This window comes from Micromonospora sp. NPDC005324, from assembly GCF_040607155.1.
Classification (GTDB): domain Bacteria; phylum Actinomycetota; class Actinomycetes; order Mycobacteriales; family Micromonosporaceae; genus Micromonospora; species Micromonospora trifolii.
This window is the reverse complement of the sequence record NZ_JBEXGE010000016.1, coordinates 68,733-92,746: the sequence shown is the minus strand read 5'-3', so window position 1 is coordinate 92,746 and position 24,014 is coordinate 68,733. Positions and strand designations below refer to the sequence as shown.

20 protein-coding genes and 1 tRNA gene are annotated in these 24,014 nt (G+C 71.0%); 15 read left to right on the top strand and 6 right to left on the bottom strand.

What is annotated here, in order from left to right; translation table 11 throughout:
* Positions 1–200: 200 nt before the first annotated feature.
* The 5 genes from ABZS40_RS18415 to ABZS40_RS18395 all read left to right on the top strand — a co-directional run bounded on the left by ABZS40_RS18415 (position 201) and on the right by ABZS40_RS18395 (position 8,319).
* On the top strand, positions 201–2,561 hold the full coding sequence (locus ABZS40_RS18415) for a sodium-translocating pyrophosphatase (protein WP_354944415.1): 2,361 nt from the start codon (positions 201–203) through the stop codon (positions 2,559–2,561).
* A gap of 103 nt (positions 2,562–2,664) precedes the next feature.
* Positions 2,665–3,204 (top strand): hypothetical protein, encoded by a 540-nt coding sequence (locus ABZS40_RS18410; protein ID WP_354944414.1) that lies wholly within the window; start codon positions 2,665–2,667, stop codon positions 3,202–3,204.
* Complete coding sequence (locus tag ABZS40_RS18405) at positions 3,195–3,962, top strand: hypothetical protein (RefSeq protein ID WP_354944413.1); 768 nt, start codon at positions 3,195–3,197, stop codon at positions 3,960–3,962. The genes ABZS40_RS18410 and ABZS40_RS18405 overlap by 10 nt, the downstream gene beginning before the upstream one ends.
* A 426-nt stretch (positions 3,963–4,388) precedes the next feature.
* On the top strand, positions 4,389–7,229 hold the full coding sequence (gene topA, locus ABZS40_RS18400; RefSeq protein ID WP_354944412.1) for a type I DNA topoisomerase: 2,841 nt from the start codon (positions 4,389–4,391) through the stop codon (positions 7,227–7,229).
* Positions 7,230–7,815: 586 nt separating this feature from the next.
* Positions 7,816–8,319: a DUF559 domain-containing protein gene (locus tag ABZS40_RS18395; protein WP_354944411.1), complete on the top strand. Its 504-nt coding sequence runs from the start codon at positions 7,816–7,818 to the stop codon at positions 8,317–8,319.
* A 61-nt stretch (positions 8,320–8,380) separates the two neighbouring features.
* Here the strand turns inward: ABZS40_RS18395 and ABZS40_RS18390 are convergent, their stop codons facing one another.
* A complete protein-coding gene (locus tag ABZS40_RS18390) occupies positions 8,381–9,697 on the bottom strand; it encodes a D-arabinono-1,4-lactone oxidase (protein WP_354944410.1) in 1,317 nt (438 codons plus the stop codon).
* A 226-nt stretch (positions 9,698–9,923) separates the two neighbouring features.
* Here ABZS40_RS18390 and ABZS40_RS18385 point away from each other — a divergent pair, with 226 nt between their 5' ends.
* A complete protein-coding gene (locus ABZS40_RS18385) occupies positions 9,924–10,529 on the top strand; it encodes a TetR family transcriptional regulator (protein WP_354944409.1) in 606 nt (201 codons plus the stop codon).
* A 50-nt stretch (positions 10,530–10,579) separates the two neighbouring features.
* On the opposite strand, the gene ABZS40_RS18380 is transcribed toward ABZS40_RS18385, so the two are convergent.
* Positions 10,580–11,788: an amino acid deaminase/aldolase gene (locus ABZS40_RS18380; protein ID WP_354944408.1), complete on the bottom strand. Its 1,209-nt coding sequence runs from the start codon at positions 11,786–11,788 to the stop codon at positions 10,580–10,582.
* 307 nt (positions 11,789–12,095) lie between these two features.
* On the opposite strand from ABZS40_RS18380, the gene tmk reads away from it, so the two are divergent.
* From tmk to ricT, 6 genes are all read left to right on the top strand, one after another.
* The gene (tmk, locus tag ABZS40_RS18375; protein WP_354944464.1) at positions 12,096–14,195 is read left to right on the top strand and encodes a dTMP kinase; all 2,100 of its coding nucleotides are present in this window, start codon (positions 12,096–12,098) and stop codon (positions 14,193–14,195) included.
* On the top strand, positions 14,195–15,457 hold the full coding sequence (locus ABZS40_RS18370; RefSeq protein WP_354944407.1) for a DNA polymerase III subunit delta': 1,263 nt from the start codon (positions 14,195–14,197) through the stop codon (positions 15,455–15,457). Before tmk ends, ABZS40_RS18370 begins: the two co-directional genes overlap by 1 nt.
* 122 nt (positions 15,458–15,579) lie before the next feature.
* On the top strand, positions 15,580–15,909 hold the full coding sequence (locus tag ABZS40_RS18365; RefSeq protein ID WP_354944406.1) for a YbaB/EbfC family nucleoid-associated protein: 330 nt from the start codon (positions 15,580–15,582) through the stop codon (positions 15,907–15,909).
* A 1-nt stretch (position 15,910) separates the two neighbouring features.
* On the top strand, positions 15,911–16,216 hold the full coding sequence (locus ABZS40_RS18360) for a type VII secretion target (protein ID WP_354944405.1): 306 nt from the start codon (positions 15,911–15,913) through the stop codon (positions 16,214–16,216).
* Positions 16,216–16,890: a hypothetical protein gene (locus ABZS40_RS18355; RefSeq protein WP_354944404.1), complete on the top strand. Its 675-nt coding sequence runs from the start codon at positions 16,216–16,218 to the stop codon at positions 16,888–16,890. The genes ABZS40_RS18360 and ABZS40_RS18355 overlap by 1 nt, the downstream gene beginning before the upstream one ends.
* A 339-nt stretch (positions 16,891–17,229) precedes the next feature.
* Positions 17,230–18,069 carry a regulatory iron-sulfur-containing complex subunit RicT gene (gene ricT, locus ABZS40_RS18350; protein ID WP_354944403.1) on the top strand — a complete coding sequence of 280 codons (840 nt, stop codon included), beginning with the start codon at positions 17,230–17,232 and terminating at the stop codon, positions 18,067–18,069.
* Positions 18,070–18,174: 105 nt separating this feature from the next.
* Here the strand turns inward: ricT and ABZS40_RS18345 are convergent, their stop codons facing one another.
* The gene (locus ABZS40_RS18345) at positions 18,175–19,929 is read right to left on the bottom strand and encodes a metallophosphoesterase (RefSeq protein ID WP_354944402.1); all 1,755 of its coding nucleotides are present in this window, start codon (positions 19,927–19,929) and stop codon (positions 18,175–18,177) included.
* A 144-nt stretch (positions 19,930–20,073) separates the two neighbouring features.
* Here ABZS40_RS18345 and ABZS40_RS18340 point away from each other — a divergent pair.
* Positions 20,074–20,150: transfer RNA gene (locus ABZS40_RS18340), tRNA-Thr, on the top strand.
* Between the two features lie 155 nt (positions 20,151–20,305).
* On the opposite strand, the gene ABZS40_RS18335 is transcribed toward ABZS40_RS18340, so the two are convergent.
* Both ABZS40_RS18335 and ABZS40_RS18330 read right to left on the bottom strand, forming a co-directional pair.
* The gene (locus tag ABZS40_RS18335; RefSeq protein WP_354944401.1) at positions 20,306–21,181 is read right to left on the bottom strand and encodes a patatin-like phospholipase family protein; all 876 of its coding nucleotides are present in this window, start codon (positions 21,179–21,181) and stop codon (positions 20,306–20,308) included.
* A 92-nt stretch (positions 21,182–21,273) separates the two neighbouring features.
* The gene (locus tag ABZS40_RS18330) at positions 21,274–21,918 is read right to left on the bottom strand and encodes a class I SAM-dependent methyltransferase (RefSeq protein ID WP_354944400.1); all 645 of its coding nucleotides are present in this window, start codon (positions 21,916–21,918) and stop codon (positions 21,274–21,276) included.
* A gap of 71 nt (positions 21,919–21,989) precedes the next feature.
* Here ABZS40_RS18330 and ABZS40_RS18325 point away from each other — a divergent pair, with 71 nt between their 5' ends.
* Complete coding sequence (locus ABZS40_RS18325) at positions 21,990–22,397, top strand: VOC family protein (RefSeq protein ID WP_354944399.1); 408 nt, start codon at positions 21,990–21,992, stop codon at positions 22,395–22,397.
* Positions 22,398–22,428: 31 nt separating this feature from the next.
* A complete protein-coding gene (locus tag ABZS40_RS18320; protein WP_354944398.1) occupies positions 22,429–22,974 on the top strand; it encodes a DUF4240 domain-containing protein in 546 nt (181 codons plus the stop codon).
* A gap of 120 nt (positions 22,975–23,094) precedes the next feature.
* On the opposite strand, the gene ABZS40_RS18315 is transcribed toward ABZS40_RS18320, so the two are convergent.
* Positions 23,095–23,979, bottom strand: a complete 885-nt coding sequence (locus ABZS40_RS18315) for a methyltransferase domain-containing protein (protein ID WP_354944397.1) — start codon at positions 23,977–23,979, stop codon at positions 23,095–23,097.
* Positions 23,980–24,014 lie beyond the last annotated feature (35 nt).

The following is a 24,014-nucleotide window of genomic DNA, read 5'->3' as shown; positions in this document are numbered from 1 at the left end:
GCCACCTGGGTGTGACCTCCAACACTGCGGAGGGCTACAGTACCCGGGTTGTCAGCAAGTGACCTATCCCGCAGCCAGCGGGTATGGGTGTTCATCGCTGGTCCGCTGATGGGTTGGCGCGCGCTTGCGAGTCCGCATCCAGGCGTCGGTCAGTGCGTCTCCACTCACCGGCGCGATTGTTCGGTAACAGGAGGACACAGATGTCCGAGACCTTGGCCGCCGACGGCGGCGGGCTTTCCCTTACCGGAAGCAATGTCACCTACGTCGTCATCGCCGCGGTTGTCGCGCTGGTGGCGCTCGGTTTCGCTGCCGCCCTGACAAAAACGGTGCTGGCCGCTGGTAAGGGCACCGAGAAAATGCAGGAGATTGCGGCGGCCGTCCAGGAGGGCGCCTCGGCCTACCTGCTCCGGCAATTCCGCACCCTGGCGATCTTCGTCGTCATCGCCGTCGTGCTGCTCTTCCTGCTTCCGGTGCACGACACCGACGGCAGTGAGCTGGCGGTGAAGATCGGCCGCTCGCTCTTCTTCGTGGTGGGCGCCCTGTTCAGCGCGTTCATCGGCGGCGCGGGCATGTGGCTGGCCACCAGGGCCAACCTGCGCGTGGCCGCGGCCGCGAGGGAGCGGGCAGGCGGCCGCGAGGCCGCCATGAAGATCGCGTTCCGGACTGGTGGTGTCGTCGGCTTCTTCACCGTCGGCCTGGGCCTTTTCGGTGCCGCGCTGGTCGTCCTGCTCTACCGGGGTGACGCGCCGACAGTGCTGGAGGGCTTCGGCTTCGGCGCCGCGCTGCTCGCGATGTTCATGCGGGTCGGCGGTGGCATCTTCACCAAGGCCGCCGACGTCGGCGCCGACCTGGTCGGCAAGGTCGAGCAGGGCATCCCCGAGGATGACCCGCGCAACGCCGCCACCATCGCCGACAACGTGGGCGACAACGTCGGGGACTGCGCCGGCATGGCCGCCGACCTGTTCGAGTCGTACGCGGTGACGCTGGTCGCCGCGCTGATCCTCGGTCGCGCCGCGTTCGGCGAGGAGGGCCTCGTCTTTCCGCTGATCATCTCCACCATCGGCGTGCTCATCGCGATCGTCGGCGTCTTCATCACCCGGCTGCGCGCGACCGACCGCAACGCCCTCACCGCGATCAACCGGGCCTTCTACCTGTCGGCGGTGCTCTCCGCGGTGCTGGTGGCGATCGCCGCCTACGCGTACCTCCCGGCGACCTTCGGCGAGTTCGACAGCGGGCTCACCGACGCGCCCGGCAACCCCCGGCTGGTCGCCATCGGCGCAGTGGTCATCGGCATCGTGCTGGCCGCCGCGATCCAGGCGCTGACCGGCTACTTCACCGAGACCAACCGGCGCCCGGTGCAGGACATCGTCAAGAGCTCGCAGACCGGTGCGGCCACCGTGATCCTGGCCGGCATCAGCATCGGCCTGGAGTCGGCGGTCTACTCGGCGCTGCTCATCGGCGCCGGCGTCTTCGGGGCGTTCCTCCTCGGCGGCAGCTCCATCACGCTGTCGCTGTTCGCTGTGGCGCTGGCCGGCACCGGCCTGCTCACCACTGTCGGCGTGATCGTGGCAATGGACACCTTCGGGCCGATCTCCGACAACGCCCAGGGCATCGCCGAGATGTCCGGTGACCTCGACGAGCACGGCGCTCGCACGCTCACCGAGCTGGACGCGGTGGGCAACACCACCAAGGCGATCACCAAGGGCATCGCGATCGCCACGGCGGTGCTCGCCGCGACCGCGCTGTTCGGCTCGTACACCGACTCGCTCCGCAGCGCCTACGCGACCGCCGGCGTGGGTGATGTCGGTACGGAGATCCTCAACTCGCTGAACGTGGCGAACCCGCGCAACCTGGTCGGCCTGATCATCGGCGCGGCGGTGGTCTTCCTCTTCTCCGGGCTGGCCATCAACGCGGTGTCCCGCTCGGCGGGTGCCGTGGTGATGGAGGTCCGCCGGCAGTTCCGTGAGCTGCCCGGCATCATGGACGGCACCCAGCGCCCGGAGTACGGCAAGGTCGTCGACATCTGCACCCGGGACGCGCAGCGCGAGCTGATGACCCCCGGCCTGCTCGCCATCCTGGCCCCGATCGCTGTCGGCTTCGGCCTCGGGCCCGGCGCGCTCGCGGCGTACCTGGCCGGGGCGATCGGTGCCGGCACCCTGATGGCGGTGTTCCTGTCCAACTCCGGTGGGGCCTGGGACAACGCCAAGAAGCTGGTCGAGGACGGCGCGTACGGCGGCAAGGGCTCCGAGGCGCACGCCGCCACTGTCATCGGAGACACCGTCGGTGACCCGTTCAAGGACACCGCCGGCCCGGCGATCAACCCGCTGATCAAGGTGATGAACCTGGTATCGCTGCTGATCGCACCCGCCGTGGTGGCCTGGAGCGTCGGCGACGAGCGCAACGTCGGCCTGCGGGTGACCATCGCGCTGGTCGCGACGGCGATCATCGTGGCGTCGGTGGTGTTCAGCAAGCGCAAGGGCATCGCGATGTCCGACTCGGACGCCGATGGCAACACCGGCGCGGGCAGCACCGATCACCGCCCGGAGACGGTCAACGCCTGACCCAGGAACGGCCCGGGGTCCCCGGTCGACGTAGCCCGTCGACCGGGGACCCCGGCCGTCCGGCCCGATGCCACACCTGGCCAAAGGCCGTACGCTGCAACGCATGCGTACGTGCCGGGCGTCTGCCGCCGGAAAGCTCACGGTGGTCCTGGCCACGATCGTCGCCCTGGCCGGCTGCGGCGGAGGCCCCAGCTCACGGGCCTGGGCGGCCTCGGTCTGCGGCGCCCTCACCCCGTGGCGCTCCGAGATCAGCAAGCTGACCAGCAGCACCGACGAGCAGATGACCGCGCAGACCACGCCGGCGCAGGCCAAGGAGAACCTGGTGCGGCTCTTCGACGGGGCCGAGCAGGCCAGCGAGGCCGCGCGCCGCAAGGTGGAGAAGGCGGGCATCCCGGAGGCCGACAACGGCGAGACCATCTCCGCGGGTTTCCGCAGCTCCCTGGGGAAGATGCGGGACGCGTACGGTCGCGCCCGGGACACCATCGACGGCCTGGGCACCGGCGAGCCGACGGCCTTCTACGACGGCGTGCGGGCCGCCGTGGAGACCCTCAACAAGGAGTACGACGCCAGCGCGCTGGACACCAGCAAGCTCAACTCCGAGGAGTTGAAACAGGCATTCGACGAGGTGCCGGAGTGTCGCTGAGCGGGCTCGGTGACACCGGGAAGGCACAGCCGCCCCCGGCGCTGTTTCCCGCGCCCGAGTCAGACACGCCCACTCCCGGGCGACGCCGCGGCGGCGCGTCACAGAACCGCGCGTCAGAGAACCGTTCGGCGCAGGACGGCTCTCCTCAGAACGGCCCGACCCGGACTGACGACGCGGGCCGGCAACTTGTCTTCTTCGGCGCGGACGCGGCCGAACCGAGCGTCGCCGACCTGGCCGGGCTGCTCGCCGGGCCGGGTGAGGTGGTCCGGATGGGCGGCACCGCCCGGCTCTCGGTGCAGGTGGACGCCGCCTGGCGGGTGCACGTGCTCGTCGCCGAGCTGGCGTCGCGCGGCCTGGCGGCGAGCTGGGAGCCGACCGAGGGCGCGCGACACGCCGTTCGGACGTCGTACACCCGGGTCTTGAAGCCGCTCGCTGCCGCCTGGCTGCACGGTACGACGAAACGCCCGCCGGCCGCGTTCCACCTGACCGGTCGACGGTTGCGGCTGTGGCTCGCCGCCGCCGGAGCGCCGGAGCCTCCGGACTGCTTCCTGTTGCGGCTGGGCGTCGACGACCAGGAGTCCTGGGAGCCGATCGGCGTGGCGCTCGCCTCGGCGGGGCTGGCTGGGACGCTGCTCGGCCCGGGTGAGGGCGGGCCGGCGTACCGGATCACCGGCCGCCGCCGGTTGGCGCGGCTCGCCGAGCTGGTCGGGGGAGCGCCGAGCGCGGCGCCTGCCGACGCCTGGCCAACCCGCCCTTGAACGCGTCGATCATGCAGTTGTGGTGGGGGACGTATTGCTCGTCCGGGGTCAAAACGCCGAGCACAAGTCCATGATCGACGCGTTTGGGCGGCGGCCCAGGGTGGGACGGTCGGTTGTCCGGTGCCGGACAGGCGACGGGTCGATCCAGGCGGAAAACAGGCGGGTCGCGCCTCGGTAGTGGGCCCGCCATCGTCACAGTGACCCGCTTCGAGCCCTACCCACGGTGTACGGTGGCGCCGTCCGGCAGTGCCGAGCGCGGCGGGGCGGCCTCGACCGCCGCCTTCAAGCGGTTTGCGGCCCGCGAAACCCGAAACGCGGGCGGCGCGTTACGTTGGACATCCGGACCGCCGGTGCGACGGCGGGGTCGAAAGCGGTCGCTGTCCGGGCGCCGGCAGACCACGAGCAGGAGTGAGGTCGGGGAGAGACGTGCCAAGCAACGCTGGAACCACCCGTCTGGTCATCGTCGAGTCACCGGCGAAGGCCAAGACGATCTCGGGCTACCTTGGCCCGGGGTACGTCGTGGAGGCCAGCTTCGGTCACGTCCGCGACCTGCCGCGCAATGCCGCCGACGTGCCAGCGAAGTACAAGGGCGAGTCCTGGGCCCGGCTCGGGGTGGACGTCGACAACGGCTTCCAGGCGCTCTATGTCGTCTCCGCCGACCGTAAGCAGCAGATCAGCAAGCTGATCAAGCTGGCCAAGGAGGTCGACGAGATCTTCCTGGCGACGGATGAGGACCGCGAGGGCGAGGCGATCGCCTGGCACCTGGTCGAAACCCTCAAGCCGAAGGTTCCGGTCAAGCGGATGGTCTTCCACGAGATCACCAAGCCGGCGATCCAGGCGGCGGTGGCCAACCCCCGGGAGATCGACCGCGACCTGGTCGACGCCCAGGAGGCGCGCCGGATCCTCGACCGCCTGTACGGCTACGAGGTCTCCCCGGTGCTCTGGAAGAAGGTCATGCCGCGGCTCTCGGCGGGCCGGGTGCAGTCCGTGGCGACCCGCATCGTGGTCGAGCGGGAGCGGCAGCGGATGGCCTTCCGCACCGCCGAATACTGGGACATCCTGGCCACCCTCGCCGTGGCGAACGCCGGCGAGGGCCCGCGCAACTTCAACGCCACGCTGATCGCGTTGAACGGCGACCGGATTGCCACCGGCAAGGACTTCGAGCCGACCACCGGTCGAGTGAAGCCCGGCGCTGGTGTCGTGCACCTCGACGAGAGTGGTGCCCGGGGTCTCGCGGCCCGGCTGGAAAGCCGGCCGTTCACCGTCACCCGGGTGGAGGAGAAGCCCTACCGCCGTCGCCCGTACGCGCCGTTCATCACCTCGACCCTCCAGCAGGAGGCGGCCCGCAAGCTGCGCCTGTCCTCGCAGCAGACGATGCGCACCGCGCAGCGCCTGTACGAGAACGGCTACATCACCTATATGCGTACCGACTCGGTCAACCTGTCGGAGACCGCCATCTCGGCGGCCCGCCGACAGATCGTCGAGCTGTACGGCGAGCGCAGCGTTCCGCCGGAGCCGCGCCGCTACACCGGCAAGGTGAAGAACGCGCAGGAGGCGCACGAGGCGATCCGCCCGGCGGGGGACAACTTCCGTACCCCGGGCGAGGTGGCCAAGGAGCTGTCCGCCGAGGAGTTCAAGCTCTACGAGCTGATCTGGCGGCGCACCATCGCCTCGCAGATGACCGACGCGGTCGGCTCCAGCGTGTCGGTGCGCATCCGGGCGGTCTCCACCTCGCAGGAGGAAGCCGACTTCGGCGCGACCGGCAAGACCATCACCGACCCGGGCTTCCTGCGCGCCTACGTCGAGTCGAGCGACGACGAGAACGCCGAGGCCGAGGACGCCGAGCGCCGGCTGCCCACCCTGGTCAAGGACCAGCCGCTGACCGCCGACGAGCTGGCCGCGCAGGGCCACCACACCCAGCCGCCGTCGCGCTACACCGAAGCGTCGCTGGTCAAGGCCCTGGAAGAGCTGGGCATCGGCCGCCCGTCCACCTACGCGTCGATCATGCAGACGATCCAGGACCGGGGGTACGTCACCAAGCGCGGGCAGGCGATGATCCCGACGTTCCTGGCCTTCGCGGTGATCGGGCTGATGGAGCGGCACTACCCCCGCCTGATCGACTACGACTTCACCGCCAGCATGGAGAACGAGCTGGACGAGATCGCCGGCGGTGACCACGCGGCGGTCGACTTCCTCACGGCGTTCTACTTCGGCAGCTCCAACGGTGCCGGCGACCAGGACATCGCCCGTTCCGGCGGGCTGAAGAAGCTGGTCACCGAGAACCTCAGCGACATCGACGCCCGCAGCGTCAACTCCATCCCGCTCTTCACCGACGACGACGGCCGCGAGGTCGTCGTGCGGGTCGGCCGCTACGGGCCGTACCTGCAACGGGAGCTGCCCGGCGGCGAGCAGCCAGCACCGGCCGCAGCTTCGGGCGAGGGCGAGGAGGGTGGCACCCAGGGTGACCGGGCGCCGATTCCCGAGGGCCTGGCCCCGGACGAGCTGACCCCGGAGAAGGTGCACGAGCTGTTCCTCGGCGGCAGCGGCGAGCGCAAGCTCGGCGACGACCCCGGCACCGGCGAGCCGATTGTGCTCAAGTCCGGCCGGTTCGGGCCGTACGTGTCCAGCGGCGAGCGGAAGTCGTCGCTGCTGCGTACGCAGACCCCGGACTCGCTGACCCTGGAGGAGGCGCTCAAGCTGCTCAGCCTTCCCCGGCTGATCGGTGTCGCGCCGGACGGCGTCGAGGTCTTCGCGAACAACGGTCGCTACGGCCCGTACGTCAAGCAGGGCGAGGAGTTCCGTTCGCTGGAGTCCGAGGACCAGATGTTCACTGTCGGTCTGGACGAGGCGCTGGCTCTGCTGGCCGCTCCGAAGGCCCGTGGACGGCGAGCTGCGGCACCGCCGTTGCGCGAGATGGGCGTGGACCCGGCGACCGAGAAGCCGTTGGTGATCAAGGACGGCCGGTTCGGCCCGTACGTGACCGACGGGGAGTTCAACGCGTCGCTGCGGCGCGGGCAGACGCCGGAGGCGCTGACCATTGAGGAAGCGTCCGAGATGCTGGCCGAGAAGCGGGCGAAGGGTCCGGCGCCGCGGAAGAAGGCGGCGGCGAAGAAGGCGCCCGCGAAGAAGGCCACGGCCACCAAGAAGACGGCCGCCGCCAGCAAGTCCACTGCCGCGAAGAAGACCACCACGGCGAAGACGACGGCGGCGAAGAAGGCTCCGGCTAAGAAGGCCGCCCCGCGCAAGGCCGCGACCAGCACGGAGTAGCCCTGGAGCTGCGAGATCTTGGAAGGAATGTGCCCCTGCAGGGGCGGTTTGCTTCCAAGATCTCTCGGTTGTCCACAGGGACTGCCGGCGGGGTCGGCGATGGGGAGACTTGATGGTCATGAGTCTTCGAAGGGTGTCGTCGCCGGCTGATTGGGGTCGCCGGCTGCCGAGCGACGACGCGGACGAGCTGACCTGGCTGCTCTTTCATCAGGAAGATGTGGTGAGCCTCGACCAGGCGAGGCAGCACCTGTCGCCCAAGTCCATCCGGCACCGGGTGGCGACCGGGATGTGGCGTCAGGCGCATCGAGCGGTGTTCATTGCGCACAACGGTCCGGTCAGTGCGGGCCAAATCCAGTGGGTTGCCGTCCTCTCCGCAGGACCGCAGGCGCTCCTCGGTGGCCTGACCGCAGCACAGGCCGGAGGGCTCCGGGGGTTCCCAAGTCGCCCGGTCCACGTGGTGCTACCCGGTTCCTGCCGGCGCGACTCACTGCCACCGGGTGTGCTGGTGCACCGGACCGTGACACTGACGAACCGAGACGTGCTGGCCGTCGGGCAACCTCGGCGGACCATGCCGGCTCGTTCGATCGTGGATGCCGCGCAGTGGGCAGGCGATGACCAGCAGGCGCGGGCGATCGTCGCCGCTGGGTTTCAGCAACGGATCGTGGCCGGCGATGACCTGCACCTGGTCGTCGACCGGCTGCCGCGAGTCCACCGTCGCCAGCTGATCCTGGCCACGGCAGCGGACGCCGCAGGCGGTGCCCACTCCTTGGCGGAACTGGACTTCCTTGGCCTGATCCGTCGTGCAGGGCTACCCGTGCCGACTCGGCAGAAGGTGCGCTGTGACTCGACCGGGCGTCGCCGCTACCTCGACGCCTACTTCGAGGAGTGGAGCGTGCATGTCGAGATCGACGGCGGGCAGCATCTCGATCCGAGGGCCTGGTGGGCGGACATGCGTCGCCAGAACGATCTGTGGATCGAAGGCAATCGCGTACTCCGGTTTCCCGCCTGGGTGATCCGTGCTCACCCGGACGAGGTCCTTACCCAACTCCGCGCCGCCCTCGGCGCCGCCGGTTGGCAACCAAATTCGTAGATCTTGAAAGGAATCAGTCCCTAAAGGGGCCGTTTCCTTCCAAGATCTCCAGGCCCCGGCGTCAGACCCCGAGGACGTGGTTCAGGTGGGCGTTGGTGAAGACGCGGTCGGGGTCGAGCCGGTCGCGGACGGCCTGGAAGTCCGCGAAGCGGGGGTACGCAGTGGCCAGCGAGGCGGCGTCGCGGTAGTGCAGCTTGCCCCAGTGTGGGCGACCGCCCAGCCCGGCGGCCACCTGCTCGAAGGCCCGGAAGTACGGCTCGTGCGGCATGCCGACGTACTGGTGCACGGCGATGTAGGCGTTGTCCCGGCCGTAGCCGTGCGACAGCCAGATGTCGTCGGCGGCGGTGAATCGCACCTCCACCGGGAAGAGCACCTTGAACGGCAGGCCGTCCACGATCCGCTGGAGCGCGGCGAGCGCCTCGGGCAACGCCTCGCGGGGCAGTCCGTACTCCATTTCCACGAAGCGGACCCGGCGCGGAGTGCAGAAGACCCGGTCGGAGCGGCCGGTGTACTGGCGTTCGGTGAGGGCACGGGCGGAGACCGCGCTGATGCCCGGGGCCAGCGCGGGCACGGCCCGGCCGAGTCGGCAGGCGCCGGCGAAGACCCGGTTGGACAGGAAGTCGTCGTCCACCCAGCCGCGCCAGCGCGACAGCGGCCGGTCGTTGGCCGGCACCCGGTCGTTGGCCTTGACCTGGACCCGGGACGTGTACGGGAACCAGTAGAACTCGACGTGGTCGTGCCGGCCGATCAGCTCGGGCAGTTCGCCGAGCACGTCGGCGAGTTCGGCCGGGCGTTCGTGGGCGCGTAGGACGAACGCGTCCACGCAGCGCAGGGTCACCTCGACCAGGACGCCGAGCGCGCCGAGCGACACCCGGGCGGCGGCGAGGACGTCGGGGTGCTCGTCGGCGGAGCAACGCAGCACCTCGCCGGTGCCGGTGACCACTGTGATCGCCTCGACGAAGGTGGAGAGGCACCCGTAGCCGGCTCCGGTGCCGTGGGTGCCGGTGGAGATCGCCCCTGCGACGGTCTGCGCGTCGATGTCGCCGAGGTTGGGCAGCGCGAGGCCGTGCCGGGCGAGCAGGCCGTTGAGCGCGTGCAGGGTCATTCCCGCCGGTACGGTGACGAGTCGGTGTGCGACGTCCACGCTGACGAGGGTGTCCAGGTCGGACAGGTCCATCCGACGGTCGTCGGCGAGTGCGACGGCGGTGAACGAGTGGCCGCTGCCCGTCACCCGGATCCGACCGCCGTCGGCGGCAACAGCTCGGACGGCTTCTGCGACATCGGTCGGCGAGCCGGGGCGCAGGATCGCGCTGGCGCTGCCACGCTGGTTCCCGGCCCAGTTGGACCATCCAGCCCCGAGCGGTGCGGTGCGGGCCATGCGCGCTCCTCATTCATGAAAATGAACTGACTTCATATCAGGAACGTTCTAGCTGGTAAATACCGCAATTGCGATCCGCTCGTTGTACCGGTAGTCACGGACTCGTGACGTGGAGATATGTTCATCCGTCGAAGGGGGGTGGCGCAGAGTGTCCACACCAGCCGCCACGACCGGGCCGCTGCGCCGCGTACCGGTGCAAGGTCGAAGTGTCGCGCGGGTACAGCGCATGTTGGATGCCTGCGCCGAACTCGTCGACGAGGTGGGGTACGAGGGGCTGACCACCACCCTGCTCGCCGAGCGGGCCGAGGTGGCGATCGGGTCGGTCTACCAGTTCTTTCCGGACAAGCGGGCGATTGTGCAGGCGTTGACCCTGCGGACCATGGAGTCCTACCTCCAGCGCCTCGACGAGCGGTTCGCCTCCGACGAGATGACCCACTGGTGGGACGGCGTCGACGCGGGCATCGACGAGTACATCACGATGCACCGCACCGTCCCCGGCTTCCGTACCCTGCACTTCGGCGACGTGGTCGACCTGCACCTGCTCGACGAGCAGCGGGACAACAACGGCGTGATCGCCGACCAGTTGGCCCGGGTGCTCACCGAACGTTTCGGGCTCACCGACGTGCCCAAGCTGCGCTTCGTGCTGGAGATCGCGGTCGAGGCGGCGGACGCCCTGATCAAGCTCGCGTTCCGCCGGAGGTCCGAGGGCGACGAGCGGGTGCTGCTGGAGGCGAAGGCGCTGATCCGGGAGTACCTGCACCGCCAGGTCGACGGCCCGGACAACGGCCGGTCCACAGTCGGCAAGCAGGCCGAGGCGCCCCAACCCGCCTGAGTCGGCGCGGGGCGCGGGCCTCGGCCGACGGTGGGGGCGGCTGTCCGGTCTCAGAGGAAGGCCTGCCCCTCACCCCGGTACGTGGGGACGGTCGCCACTACCGTGTCCCCCTCGATCAGGTGCAGCTCGTTGACCCGTTCACACAGCTCACCTGCCTTGGCGTGCCGGAACCACACCCGGTCGCCGACGTGCAGCTCGGCCGCCGCCGCTCCGGACAGCGGAGTCTGCACCTCACCGGCGCCCTCGGTGCCGACCAGCTTCAGCCCCGCCGGTAGCCACGGCCGGGGCAGTCGACTGTCGGCGGCCGGGCCGGAGGCGATCCAGCCACCGCCGAGCACCGTCGCCAACTCCGGCGTCGGTCGGCGGACCACCGCGCAGGCGAAGAACGCCGCAGGGGTGGGACGCCAGGCGCGGTACGCGTCGAACAGCGTCGGCCCGTACAGGCCCGATCCCGCGGTGATCTCGGTGACCGCGGGATCGGCGCTGGTCGCGGCCACGCTGCCGGTGCCGCCGCCGTTGACGAACTCCAGGTCGGCGTGCTCGCGTACCGCGGCGACCGCCGCGCCCCGGCGGGCCAGCAACTCGCGGTACGACCCGCGCTGGGCCAGCCTGATCGCGCCGGCCAGGAGCGTCTTGCCCGGCGGCGCGTCGCCCAGGCCGGCGATCTGCGCCTCGTACGACATGAGCCCGACCAGCCGGAAGCCGGGCCGACCGGCGACGGCGGCGGCGAGCGCGCCGGCTGCCCGCGCGCTGTGCACCGGTGAGCGGCGGACGCCGACGTGCACCCGACCGCGCAGCGGTCGCCAGGAGGCGTCCAGATCCAGGCAGAGCCGTAGCTCGGCGCGTTGCCCCGGCGGCTCGACGGCGTCGATGAGGTCGAGTTGACCGGTGCCGTCGACCATCAGGGTGATCGCGGCGGCGAGCGTGGGGTCGGCCCCCAACTCGGCGAGGGCGGCCCGGTCCGCGCTCGGGTACGCGACCAGCACGTCGTCGCTGACGCCGGCGCGGACCAGCCAGATCGCCTCGGGCACTGTGAACGCCATCACGCCCTGCCAGCCGGGCCGGGCGAGGGCTCGACTGATCAACTCTCGGCTGCGGACCGACTTGCTGGCGAGGCGGACCGGTTTTCCGGCGGCGCGATCGGCCAGGGCGGCCGAATTGGCGTCGAAGGCGGTGAGGTCGACCACCGCGTACGGGGGGTCGAGGTGGGCAGTCGCCCGATCCAGGCGCTCGCGAAGTTTGTCGCTTTCGATGGCCACGTGTGCACGCTAACTGTCTGACGGAGAATGCGAAATACCCTCGCGTACGTCCGGGCTGCGGCCGGTACCTCCGGCGGCCTAGGCTCAGCGAGCAGGAGAATGTCGCCCGGGGGGTGGCCCCCACCGGGTCTAGAGTGTTGCACCGGAGGTGCCCAGCGATGGGCCGGCACGTGGAGGTACGGCCATCGAAAGCCAGAACAGCGGCGAGTCGCCCGGCGTGTCGCGCTCGGGCGACCAGTCGGACAACGCCGCCAAGCAGCCCAACGGCGGTCAGGTTGATCCGTCCGGTTATGCCGCGATTCGGTCCGTGCTGCGCATCCGGCCGTTCCGCCGGCTCTGGATCGTGCTCGGCGCGGCCTCCTTCGGCGACTGGCTCGGCCTGCTGGCCACCGCCCTCTTCGCCGCCTCGCAGGTGCAGGGCAGCACCGCCCAGGGCGCCGCGTTCGGCGGGGTCACCGCGATCCGGCTGCTGCCCGCGCTGGTGCTCGGCCCGGTGGCCGGCGTCTTCGCCGACCGGTTCGACAGGCGCTGGACGATGGTCATCTGCGACCTGCTGCGCTTCGTGCTCTTCGCCTCCATTCCGCTCTACGCCCTCAGCGGCGCGGCAGGCGGCCTGGTGGTCGGCTGGGCGCTGATCGCCACCTTCCTGATCGAGTCGCTCACCCTGCTCTGGATCCCGGCCAAGGAGGCCGCGGTCCCCAACCTGATCCCGCGAGCCCGGCTGGAAGCGGCCAACCAGCTCACGCTGATCACCACGTACGGCCTCACCCCGGTCGCCGCCGCCATCGGCCTTGCCGTGCTCGACCGAGGCGTCCGTGGTGCCGTCGGCGGCGACCTGCCCTCCTGGGCCGAGCCGGCCCAGCTCGCGCTCTGGTTCAACTCCTTCTCCCGGCTCGCCACCGCACTGGTGGTGGCGTTCGGGATCAAGGAGATCAGCGAGGCGCAGCGCGGCGAGGCGGAGCGTGCCGAGCAGAGCATGTTCCGGCAGTTCTCCGAGGGTTGGAAGTACATCGGTCAGACCCCGCTCGTCCGCGGCCTGGTGCTGGGCATCTTCGGCGCGTTCGCCGGCGGCGGCATCGTGGTCGGCACTGCCAAGTTCTTCGCCAACTCGCTGGGCGCCGGCGACGCGGCGTTCTCACTGCTCTTCGGTGCCATCTTCGTCGGTCTGGCGCTCGGCATCGGGCTCGGCCCGATGGTCGTCAAGGAGATGTCCCGGCGTCGCTGGTTCGGCATGAGCATCGTGCTGGCCAGCGCCGCCGTGATGACCCTGGCCTTCGCCATCCACCTGTCCATGGCGATCGTCGGCGCGGTGCTGGTCGGCGCCGGCGCCGGGATGGCCTTCCTGGCCGGCACCACGCTGCTGGGTGGCGAGGTGGCCGACGAGGTGCGCGGCCGGGTCTTCGCGGTGGTGCAGATCGGCACCCGGCTGGTGCTGATCCTGGCCATCGCGCTGAGCAGCGTGTTGGTCGGTGTCGGTGGCTCGCGCAAGCTGGAGATCGCCGACCTCGGCATCTCCGTCTCCTCCACCCGACTGCTGCTGCTCGCCGCCGGTGCCGCCGGCATCTTCGCCGGGATCAGCGCGTTCGGCCAGATGGACGACAAGAAGGGCGTCCCGGTCCTCGCCGACCTGTGGGGCTCCATCCGGGGCCGTCCGCTGATGCCCGCCGAGCCGTTCGTCTCCGCCGGGCTGTTCGTGGTCTTCGAGGGCGGCGAGGGCGCGGGGAAGTCCACCCAGCTCACCGCGCTCTCCGAGCGGCTGCGCGGTCACGGCCGAGAGGTGGTGGTCACCCGCGAGCCGGGGGCCACCGGCGTCGGCCGGCGAATCCGGTCGCTGGTGCTGGACACCTCCGGCGACGACGCGCCCTCCCCCCGGGCCGAGGCGCTGCTCTACGCCGCCGACCGGGCGCACCACGTGGCCACCGTCGTCCGGCCCGCGCTGGTCCGGGGTGGCGTGGTGATCAGCGACCGGTACGTCGACTCGTCCCTGGCGTACCAGGGCGCCGGCCGTACACTGCCCGTCGACGAGGTCTCCTGGCTCTCCTCCTGGGCCACCGGTGGGCTCAAGCCCGACCTGGTGGTGCTGCTGGACGTCGAACCGCGCACCGGCCTGTCCCGGGTGGCCTCGCGCAACACCGGCACCGACCGGCTGGAGGCCGAGTCGGTCGCCTTCCACGAGCGCGTCCGGTACGCGTTCCTCGACCTCGCCGCCGCCGACCCGAAGCGCTACCTGGTGCTCGACGCGTCCCGGCCGGCCGACGAGATCACCGGCCTGGTGGTCCGGCGGGTCGAGGAGATGCTCGGCAAGCCGGGCGGCATCGTTCACCCGCGGCCGGCGCAGGGCCCGGACACCTCGGTGCAGCCTGAGTTATCCGACGCGGAGCTGGTGACGATGGAGCACAAAACCTGATGCCGGACGTCTTCGCCGACCTGGTCGGTCAGGACGAGGCGGTGGTCGAGCTGCGGCGCGCCGCAGCCGCGGCTGCCGCCGTGCTGCGTGCCGGCGCGGCCGCGTTGGTCGCCGCCGGCCCGGTCGGCGGCGACGCGTCAGCGGCCGACGACGCCGTGACCGGCGCTGTGGACCCGTCCACCGGGATGACGCACGCGTGGATCTTCACCGGGCCACCCGGCTCCGGTCGCTCGGTCGCCGCACGGGCGTTCGCCGCCGCACTCCAGTGCGTGCACGGCACCGGCTGCGGCGAGTGCCCCGGCTGCCACACCACAATGGGCGGCACCAACGCCGACGTGCGGATGGTGGTGCCGGAAGGGCTCTCCATCGGCGTCGGCGAGATGCGCGCGCTGGTGCTCCGCGCGGCCAGTACCCCGTCCGGCGGGCGCTGGCAGGTGGTGGTCATCTCCGACGCCGACCGGCTCACCGAGGCCGCCGGCAACGCGCTGCTCAAGGCGATCGAGGAACCCCCGCCGAGGACGGTCTTCCTGCTCTGCGCCCCGTCCACCCATCCGGACGACATCTCGGTGACCATCCGGTCGCGCTGTCGGGTCGTACCCCTGCGGCAGCCGCCGACCGCCGCGGTGGCCGAGGTGCTTGTTCGTCGGGACGGCATCGCCCTCGACGTGGCGCAGTGGGCGGCGGCGGCCGCGCAGGGTCACGTGGGTCGGGCCCGCCGGCTGGCCCGCGACCCGGAGGCCCGCAAACGACGCGAGGCGGTGCTCGCGGTGCCCCGCCGGTTGACAGGTGTCGGCGCGGCGTTCGACGCGGCGTCCGCGCTGATCGAGGCGGCCGAGGCGGAGGCCGAGGCGTCGGTCACCGAGGCCGACACGACCGAGCGGGCGGCACTGGAGACCGCGCTCGGCGCGGGCGGCACCGGCCGGGGCGCGGCCGGTGCCATGCGAGGCGCCGCCGGGCAGCTCAAGGAGCTGGAGAAGCGGCAGAAGTCCCGGGCCACCCGGGCCCAGCGGGACGCACTGGACCGGGCGCTGGTCGACCTCGCGGGCTTCTACCGGGACGCGCTCACCATGGCGTTGCGCGCACCCGTCAACCCGGTGCACACCGACACGGCCGCGCTGGCCGGCGCCGGCGCGCAGAAGTGGGACGCCGAGGGGTCGCTGCGCCGGCTGGAGGCCGTGCTCGCCTGCCGCGCGGCGGTCGAGGCGAACGTCAAGCCGCGGATCGCGGTCGAGGCGATGATGCTCGCCCTCTGGAAGGGTTGACCCGCGCTTCCCGGCCGTTGTCCACAGGCATCGACAGGCCCGATTGCGGTGCGGTACGGTCCCTGTGCCGTGGTGACGGTGGCACCACACTGAGTGATGGATCACCCGGGAGGAGTCGGCCGATGCCGCGGGGGGAGATCGACGAAGCCTGGATCGAGGAGGCGGTGCGACGCTACCGTCGGATCGAGTCCCTCCAGGCCGAGTTCGACCGGGCGGTGTCGACCGTCGAGGTGACCGTCCGCTCGCCGGACGGCCTGGTCGAGGTGGTGGTCACCGCCGGTGGACGGATCACCGACGTCCGGTTCCTCGGGCCGCTGCATTCCCGCAGCCCGCGCGACGTGGCCGGCTCGGTGCAGGCCGCGGTCACCGCGGCGGCCGACGCCGCCGAATGGGCCCGGGAGAAGCTGCACAACGAGACGTTCGCCGCCTACCGACCGCTCGCGGGGGCCTGAGATGGACACACTGCGCGCGCTCTCCGCCCGACTGGACGAGGCGAGCGCCACGCTCACAGTCGTTTCCCACACCGTCACCGCCAGCGATCCGGCCCACGCCGCGTTCGGCGCCGACGCACCGGGCCGCCCGGGCGAGATCGGTCGGGCGTTGCACCGGCAGTGGACCACCGCCACCGACGACCGGGCCCGGGAGGCCCGCGCCGCCGCCGGTCGACTGGCCGCCGCCGCAGCGGCGGTGCGGGAGGCCGCCGACCGCTACGCCGAGGTCGACCGGGCGGCCCGCCGCCGGCTCACCGGGGAACCGTGATGGACACGCTGGACCGGCTCGCCGAACCCGGCCTCGACCTGCTCCGCCGGGTGGACACGCTGATCGCGGCCGGCGTCCCCGAGGGGCACCGGGTCTGGCCGCTGCTGCGCCGCATGCAGGTGCTGCCGGGCGACGCGGTTCGCAGCTTCCTCCACCTGCACCCGGTGCCGCTCGCCAGCGCCGGCCACGCGGTGCGCCGGCTCGTCCGGGGGTACGACGACGTCTCCGCCGCGCTCACCGACTCGGTGCTCTGGTCCGGTCCGGCCGCCACGGCGTACGGGCAACAGCGGGCGGCGCTGCTACGCCACCTCGACGAGGGGCCGGACAGCCTGGTCGGCCGACTCGAATCCACCGCCGGTTACGCCGACGCCCTCGCCGACTGGGTGGAGGGCAGCCGTCTCGCGCTGGCCCGCACGTTGGCCGACGTGCTCCGCTCGGCCGAAGCGGTCGCCGTGGTCGCCGCCACCGGTGCGTCGACGCGCCCCGGGCCGGTCGGCCCCGGTGTGGCCGACGCCGCCGAGATCGCCGCACGGGTGCTGGCGGTGCTCTGCGTCGCGTACGACGGTGCGGAGACGCTGCTGCGTCAGTGGGCGCCGAGCCTGGCCGAGACCGCGTGGCGTCCGCCAACCGACGGGCGCCCCCGCTACGACCAGCCCACCCGGGTCGGCTGGTAACCGATCCCGGTCCTCCGGCCGTGGCCGCGTCCCCGAATCTCGGTCCGTCGGCCATGGCTGCTTGCCTCGGACAGGCCACGGCGTCGCTCGCGGGCGCCTGGTCTGAGCCGGCGCCCACGGCGACGCCGTGGTCTTCCCCCTGCACCCCCCGCAGGTCTGCCTCCACTCAACGCCGCCGAGGCACGTCCTGTCTCCTGCCCGGCCCCGGATTCAACCGTCCGGGCGAGCAGCAACGGCACGACGGGACGTCCGGCAATAGGTCAAGTCGACGGCCATGAATGGCAGCGGGGCGTGGCCGGCCGCTGCGCTTCGCGGCGTGACCCGTCGTAGGGTGGGGGGATGGGCATGCTCTGCGCGGTCAGCTTCAACCGGTACGGGCGGCTCTACTACCTCGACCCGGGCGAGTTGCGTCCGCAGGTGGGCGACCGGGTGCTGGTGCCCACCGACGACGGGCCCGAGGTGGCGGAGTGCGTGTGGGCCGCGCAGTGGGTGACCGAGGAGACCGACAGCTTCCCCCGACTGGTCGGGCTGGCCGGCGACGACGACCTCCGCCGGGACGAGGCGTTGCGCCGGCGCAAGGCCGAGGCGAAGGTGGCCGCGAAACGGCTGATCCGCTCGCACGGCCTGCCGATGAAGGTGGTGGCGGTCGACCATGTGCTCGGCTCCGCCGAGAGCGGCGGTGAGCGCAGCACCGTGTACTTCACCGCCCCGCACCGGGTGGACTTCCGCTCCCTGGTCCGCGACCTGGGCGCCACCCTGCACTGTCGGGTGGAGCTGCGCCAGCTTTCCGCACGCGACTCCGCGCGGGTGCAGGGCGGCATCGGCTCCTGCGGTCGGGACCTGTGCTGCGCCACGTTCCTCACCGACTTCGAGCCGGTGACCATCCGGATGGCGAAGGACCAGGACCTGCCGCTCAACCCGCTGCGCATCTCCGGTGCGTGCGGTCGGCTGATGTGCTGCCTCAAGTACGAGCACCCGCTGTACCAGCGTTTTCAGGAGACCGCCCCGGCGGTGGGCAGTCGGGTCTCCACCCCCGAGGGTGATGGCCGGGTCGTCGGCCACAGCGTCCCGAGAGACGCGGTGACCGTACGCCTGGACGCCGACGGCTCCCGCTGCTCCTGCTCCCGAGCCTCCGTCTGCGCCCCCCGCCAAGCCCACGACCAGCACTACACCCCCTAACAGCCCCCCGTCCCGTCCCCCTCCCGTCCACCGTTGATCATGAAGTTATTGCCCTCCGGCGCGGCTTGTCGGGGCAATAACTTCATGATCAACGGTGGGGTGGTTTTAGCGCAGGACTGTGGGGGGTTCGGTTAGGTGGGGGGTCAGAGGGGACTTGGGGATCAGCCAGCTCTGGGTGGGGGACTGGTCGGGGTTCACCTGCCAGTCGCGGGAGACCCGGTCCACCCCCAGCGGGTAGATGGTCAACGTGCCGTCCGGGTCGATGCGCAGTCGCAGGAACGACTTGGAGTCCTCGATGCCCTGGCCGGCGAAGAGTTCGTTGACGTTCACGCCGAACGAGCCCGCCACCAGCAGGTACGCCGCCACCAGCTGGCTGGCGACCAGCCCGATCACCGGGCCGTAGAGCACCGCCGCGGCGACCGCCGGCAGCGGCCACGGCCAGTCGTAGAACGGCAGCGCCAACCAGACCCAGGTGCCCGCCGCCGCCAGGGCCACCTGCGCCACGCCGTGGCCGACACCGAGGATCCAGTGCCGCGCGTGGCGTTTGCCGCTCGCGCTCGGCGGCTTGGCGAACAGGGCCGCCGCGATCACCGTCACGAGCACCATCAGCACCAGCGGAACGCTGAACAGCCGTTGGTTGGTGCTGTCGGCCCAGTTCGCCGTCGCACCTGCCATGGCCAGCATCAGCAGGGTGTGCAGGGTGCCGAGCAAGGTGGTGAAGCCGGGATTGCGGAACGGCAACCGGGGGAAGATGCCCCAGCCGTAGCGGCGGGACCGCGCGGCGTCCGGGTAACGGGCCACCAGGTCGTACGGCTGGGCGGAGCTGGCCTTGCGGGCCAGGGTGTCCCGCGGTGGCACCTCGATGCGCTCCGGCAGCTTGTGCGTGGGGTAGAGGTACGCGCCGCCCCCACCACAGGTGATCAGCTGCCGGTCCGGCCCGGAGTAGCGGGCGTAGTGGTGCAGGTCGCCGGAGAGCAACAGCCGCACCCGCGCCCCGGTGGGGTCGATGATCGTACGGATGAAGTAGTCGATCGAGTCGTACGCCGTGGGGTCGTCGGCGGCCTTGACCCAGGTGGGCGCCGGCGCCGCGATGATCACCTTGGACTCCGGCCCGAGTCGCCGGGCCACCTCGTCGAAGTAGGCCAGCTGCGGGTCGTCGAGGTACGAGCCGGACTGGTCGTCCACGCCGAGCAGCCACCAGCCGGCCGGCAACTCCACAGCGAAGTACGACCGGGACTGCCCGGTGCCCCAGCCCGCGAAGTTGCGGTCCCGGGAGCGGACGAACAACCGCAGGAACGCGGTGAGGCCGTCGTACCAGTCGTGGTTGCCCGGCACCGCGAAGAGCGTCGGCTTCTCGGCCGGCGCCACCGGCAGGGCGGCCTGGTAGGGGCCCTTGCACCGGTCCTCGTACGCGGCGTAGGCCGCCGACGGGTACACCTGGTCGCCGCCCATCACCAGGGTCTGCGCCCGGGGCAGGCGGTGCCCGTCGACGGTCAGCTCGGGCTGCGCCAGCAGGTACGCCACCGAGTAGGTGGCGTTGAAGCCGTCGCCCAGGTCGGCCACGTAGTCGAGCCACAGCCCGCCGTCCGGCCCGATCTGGCGGAAGACGCCGTCGCCGAAGGCGTTCTGCAACTCGCGCTTGTCGAGGTACGCCCCGAAGAGCACCGCCAGCAGCGTCCGGATGCCGGTGCTGATCAACAGGAACGGCGCCAGCCACGGCACTGGCTTGCGCGGCGTGAAGCCCAACTCCAGCGGGTCGGTGCTGCGCGGCCGATGGGCGGCGCGTTCACCGGCCGGCGCACGGTCAGGGCGTTGGGTGGGCTCGTCCTGACGTTCGGGGTGGTCGCGTTCGTCGCTCACCCGCCGCAGCGTAGTCTCGGCCCCGATCATCCGCTGTCCGGTAAGCGTCCAGATGGCGGCCGATGTCCGGTTGGTGCTGACGGGCGCGACGAGGGTATCCCGTTCGGTCGGTGCCGCCCGGGTGCCGTACACTTGCTGATCGTTGCCGCCTTAGCTCAGTCGGCTAGAGCGACGCACTCGTAATGCGTAGGTCGACGGTTCGATTCCGTCAGGCGGCTCCACTGAAAGGCCCAGGTCACCGGCTTGATTGCCGATCATGACCTGGGCCTTTTGCTTGCGTCGCGCCGATGGGCGCGCGGTAGACGCGGCCACCATTGTGGGAAGCCGCCACAGTGCCTGTCGTGTGCGGAACGACGGCATGCGGAGACCTGGGGTGTCAGCCCTGCGGTTCCCGTCCCGGCGTTGTCTCCGCAAGTGCGGCGGCCACCCGGGGCGCCTCGCGGCGGCCCTGCTCGCGGGCTGCGGCCACGAGCGCGGGCACTACGGATCGGTCCATCACGCTGGTCCCCTGCGCTCGTTTGGAGGCCGGGTCCCGGAGCAGCAACTCCACCCGGCGACCCGTTCCCAGCGCGGCTCTCTGCTTGTCGATGCGCGCCCAGGGTCCGATCGCGGCGGTGCTCGGCGCGAGGGCGATGACCGGGCCGTTTCCGGGGGCGAGGTCGAGGTTGAGGGTCGACCGCATGCCGCCGTCCATGTAGCGGCGGTCGCCGATGCTGACCGGGGCCGCGGAGATCGGCATGGCGCAGCTCGCGGCGACGGCGTCGACCAGGGGGACGCCGTCGTGCCGGGTGATGGTGCGACTGGCCCCGGACCCGGTGTCGACGACCACGATGCGAAGGTCCGCGTCGTCCGCCCAGACGTGGTTGGGCAGACGGGCCTCGGCTGTTCGACGCTGCCGGGACGGGTCGTCGATGCGTGCGGCGAGGGCGAGTCGACCGAGGCGGCGAGCGGCCTGCTCGGGGCTGCGCGCGAACAGTTGTGCCCGCGCGAGCCGAAGTAGGTGGAGAAGGCCCAGCGCGGGTGAGGTTTCATGGGCGACGCCACCGCGCTGGCGTTCGAAGAGGTCCGCGAGTGGGGTGCCGCTGGCGAGCTGAGCGCCCACAACGGCCCCGGAGCTGGTGCCGATGAGGACGGCCTCCGGGGCCACTGTCACTTTCTCGTCCGCCAGCCCGCTGAGGATGCCGACCTCCCAGGCGATGCCGGCAACTCCACCACCGCCGAGCACCCAGACGGGCCGCGCGTCGTCCGTCATCAGTCGCCTCATTCCACGTCGAATACTGCTAACGCTGTACGCAGTTTAGGGTAACGGTGGTGGCGGAGGATGGACAAGGGTTGCGGTGCCGTTCAGGGCTCCCGTCGTCCGACGATGATCCCGCCGAGCCGGCTCTCCGCCGAGGCGACGGTGGTCTGCGAGTCGACCGTGAAGCCGCTCTGGCGTAACCAGGCCGCCACCTGGGCTGGCTGCCGACGATGGACGTGCACATTCATCGGGTGCCCGCCGTAGCCCTCGGTCTTGAGAGTCGTTTCGTCGCCCACGTGGAAGCCGAGCAGCAGCGGGCCACCGGGCCGCACCACCCGCCGGAAGTGGGCGAACGCGACGCCGATCTGGTCGTCGGGGATGTGGATGAGGGAGTACCAGGCGACCAGGCCGGCGACCGAGCCGTCGGCCAGATGGAGGTCGGTCATCGAGCCGACCTCGAACCTCAGCTCGCTGTGGTCACGGCGGGCCACGTCGATCATTCCGGGTGAGAGGTCGATCCCGAAGGCGTCGACGCCGAGCATGTGCAGGTGGGCGGTGATTCGCCCCGTCCCGCAGCCCACATCCGCGACCGGCCCGCCACCGGCACCCTGCACGAGCTCGGCGAACGATGCCAGGGCTGCTCGTTCGTACGGTGCCTCCGCCAGGAGGTCACGCACCAGGTGCGCGTAGCTGACCGCGACCGTGTCGTAGGAGGTGCGGGTCGCTGTCAACCAATCGTCTACGGTCACGAGTCCAACGCTAATTCAGCGGCACACTGATGCCTGACCGTGCCGGACCGACAGTTTGGAGGCGTCCACCCATGAGTTCCCTGCCGGTGATCGTGAGTCTGCCCATCGCCGACCGCGCTACCTCCTACCGCTTCTATCGCGACGGACTCGGCCTCGACGCCGTGGGTGAGTTGGCCGACGACGGCATCCCGGAGCCGTTGCAGTTCGTGGTCAACGACGGGCTGCGGCTGATGCTCATCCCGACCGGTGGCTTCGATTGGGTGATCGGCCGGCACGAGGTCGCCCCGAGGGGCCAGAGCGAATGCCTGTTCAACCTTGGTGTCGCTTCGCCGACCGAAGTGGACGCGCTCGTCGAGCGGGCGCGCGCTGCCGGGGCCGAGATCATCACCGAGGCGGCAGACCAACCCTGGGCGTACGCGGGCGTCTTCGCAGACCCGGACACTCATTTGTGGATGGTGTCCGCCGATTCGGAGTCCTGAAACCGTCGGTGGTGGTGGTTATGGTCCGACGGTGACCGTAACCACCGATGCCCCTGGGACGCTGCCCACCCCCGCCGACGAGGCCCGGCTGTGGGCACTCATCGAGGCGGCCTGGGCCGAGTTGGGCACCGAGCCCTTGGCGCTGCGGCAGGCCCTCGTCGAGCGCGACCCCGCCGGCGACCACGGCGACGACCCGTCCTACGCGATCGACGCCTGGCTTGATGCCTTCCTGGCCAACCTGGGGCAGCTGACCGTCGAGCTGACCGGGCAGGAGTTGACGGATCTCGACCGGGTGGTGGAGCGCAAGCTGTACGACATCGATCGGGAGGACATCCACGAGGTGACCGACGGGTCGGACGACGGCTTCCTCTACGCCCGAGGTTTCATCGTGGCCCTGGGGCGGTCGTACTACGAGGCGGTCCGCGCCGACCCCGCGATGGCGCTGCTGGACGCCGAGTGCGAAGGCATGTGCTACTTCTTCGCGCACCTGCACAACGACCGGTTCGGTTCGTGGCCGGAGACCGGCTCCGGGATCTCCCGGGAGTCGTCCAGCAACCCGGCCGGCTGCTCCGCCTGACGCGAGGCCGTCGGGCCAGGTCCGGGTCGACCGGCACCGCCCTACCCTCGTGGCAATCCTTGGCCAGCGCATAGCTGTGCTGGTCGTGGCCGCTGATGTTCAACTCGGCGACCCGGAGCCTTACGCCTTCTCGAGCACGAGCAAGTGGTACTCCAACCAACGCCGTGACAATCCAGCCTGCAAGGCTGAACCGCCAATCATGTTGGCCCAGAATGGCACCTCGACAAGACGGTTGCGAAGCCGTGGAAACAAGGCTGTGGCGCCGACAGCCAGCTTGATCACGCGGTCGCGGGGCCGCCCGAGGTGCAGGTACGGGGTGAGGTCCAGGTCCTCGACCAGGCGCAAGCCGGCGCGCTCGGACATGGCGACCAGCTCCGCCACGGTATGCAAGCTTCCGACCCGCCAGCCGGCGCGGAACTGGTCGAGACAACGCTCCCGAGCGGCGAGCCCGCGATCCTTGTCGGTCATCCAGTCGTCGCACAGGATGAGCCGCCCTCCAGGGCGCAGCCGCTCCACCAGGGACGGGATCAGGTTCTCCAGCGACGGCGAGTGGACGACCGCCTCGACGGCGACCATGGCGTCGTAGTGGGGTTCCGCTGGCAGCTCGGCGAAGTCGGCACAGATCACGTCACAGCGGCCGGTCAGTCCTTCGCGGGCGAACCGCTTCGCGGCGATCTCGGCCTGCAGTCGGCTGATGGTCACCCCGGAGACGAACCCGTCCACCTCGCGGGCCAGGCGAACCATCGTCCCGCCGACACCACAGCCAAGGTCGAGCACCCTTGCGCCGTCCGCGGGGACGTGCCCGCGCAAACGCTCGATCATGAGGCGGTTGACGGTGTCCATGGCCGCTGCCGTGTTCGCGACGTCCGGCGTCCACACGCCACGATGGATGGCGTCACTGCCAGGGCTCTCGGCGACCAGGAGGAACCGACGCGTGTTGTCGTCGTAGTAGTCAGCGACGCGATCAACGTGGCCGGACGCACCCTGCTCAATTGCCGAGCTCATCGACGAAAGCTATCAGGCAGGCGTTTAAGTCATGA

Excerpts from the sequence above, each read along its gene's own strand:
- ABZS40_RS18415 (WP_354944415.1), top strand. The coding sequence starts at position 201 with ATGTCCGAGACCTTGGCCGCCGACGGCGGCGGGCTTTCCCTTACCGGA.
- ABZS40_RS18410 (WP_354944414.1), top strand. The coding sequence starts at position 2,665 with ATGCGTACGTGCCGGGCGTCTGCCGCCGGAAAGCTCACGGTGGTCCTG.
- ABZS40_RS18390 (WP_354944410.1), bottom strand. The coding sequence starts at position 9,697 with ATGGCCCGCACCGCACCGCTCGGGGCTGGATGGTCCAACTGGGCCGGG.
- ABZS40_RS18385 (WP_354944409.1), top strand. The coding sequence starts at position 9,924 with ATGTTGGATGCCTGCGCCGAACTCGTCGACGAGGTGGGGTACGAGGGG.
- ABZS40_RS18370 (WP_354944407.1), top strand. The coding sequence starts at position 14,195 with ATGCCGGACGTCTTCGCCGACCTGGTCGGTCAGGACGAGGCGGTGGTC.
- ABZS40_RS18365 (WP_354944406.1), top strand. The coding sequence starts at position 15,580 with ATGCCGCGGGGGGAGATCGACGAAGCCTGGATCGAGGAGGCGGTGCGA.
- ABZS40_RS18360 (WP_354944405.1), top strand. The coding sequence starts at position 15,911 with ATGGACACACTGCGCGCGCTCTCCGCCCGACTGGACGAGGCGAGCGCC.
- ABZS40_RS18355 (WP_354944404.1), top strand. The coding sequence starts at position 16,216 with ATGGACACGCTGGACCGGCTCGCCGAACCCGGCCTCGACCTGCTCCGC.
- ricT (WP_354944403.1), top strand. The coding sequence starts at position 17,230 with ATGGGCATGCTCTGCGCGGTCAGCTTCAACCGGTACGGGCGGCTCTAC.
- ABZS40_RS18335 (WP_354944401.1), bottom strand. The coding sequence starts at position 21,181 with ATGACGGACGACGCGCGGCCCGTCTGGGTGCTCGGCGGTGGTGGAGTT.
- ABZS40_RS18325 (WP_354944399.1), top strand. The coding sequence starts at position 21,990 with ATGAGTTCCCTGCCGGTGATCGTGAGTCTGCCCATCGCCGACCGCGCT.
- ABZS40_RS18315 (WP_354944397.1), bottom strand. The coding sequence starts at position 23,979 with ATGAGCTCGGCAATTGAGCAGGGTGCGTCCGGCCACGTTGATCGCGTC.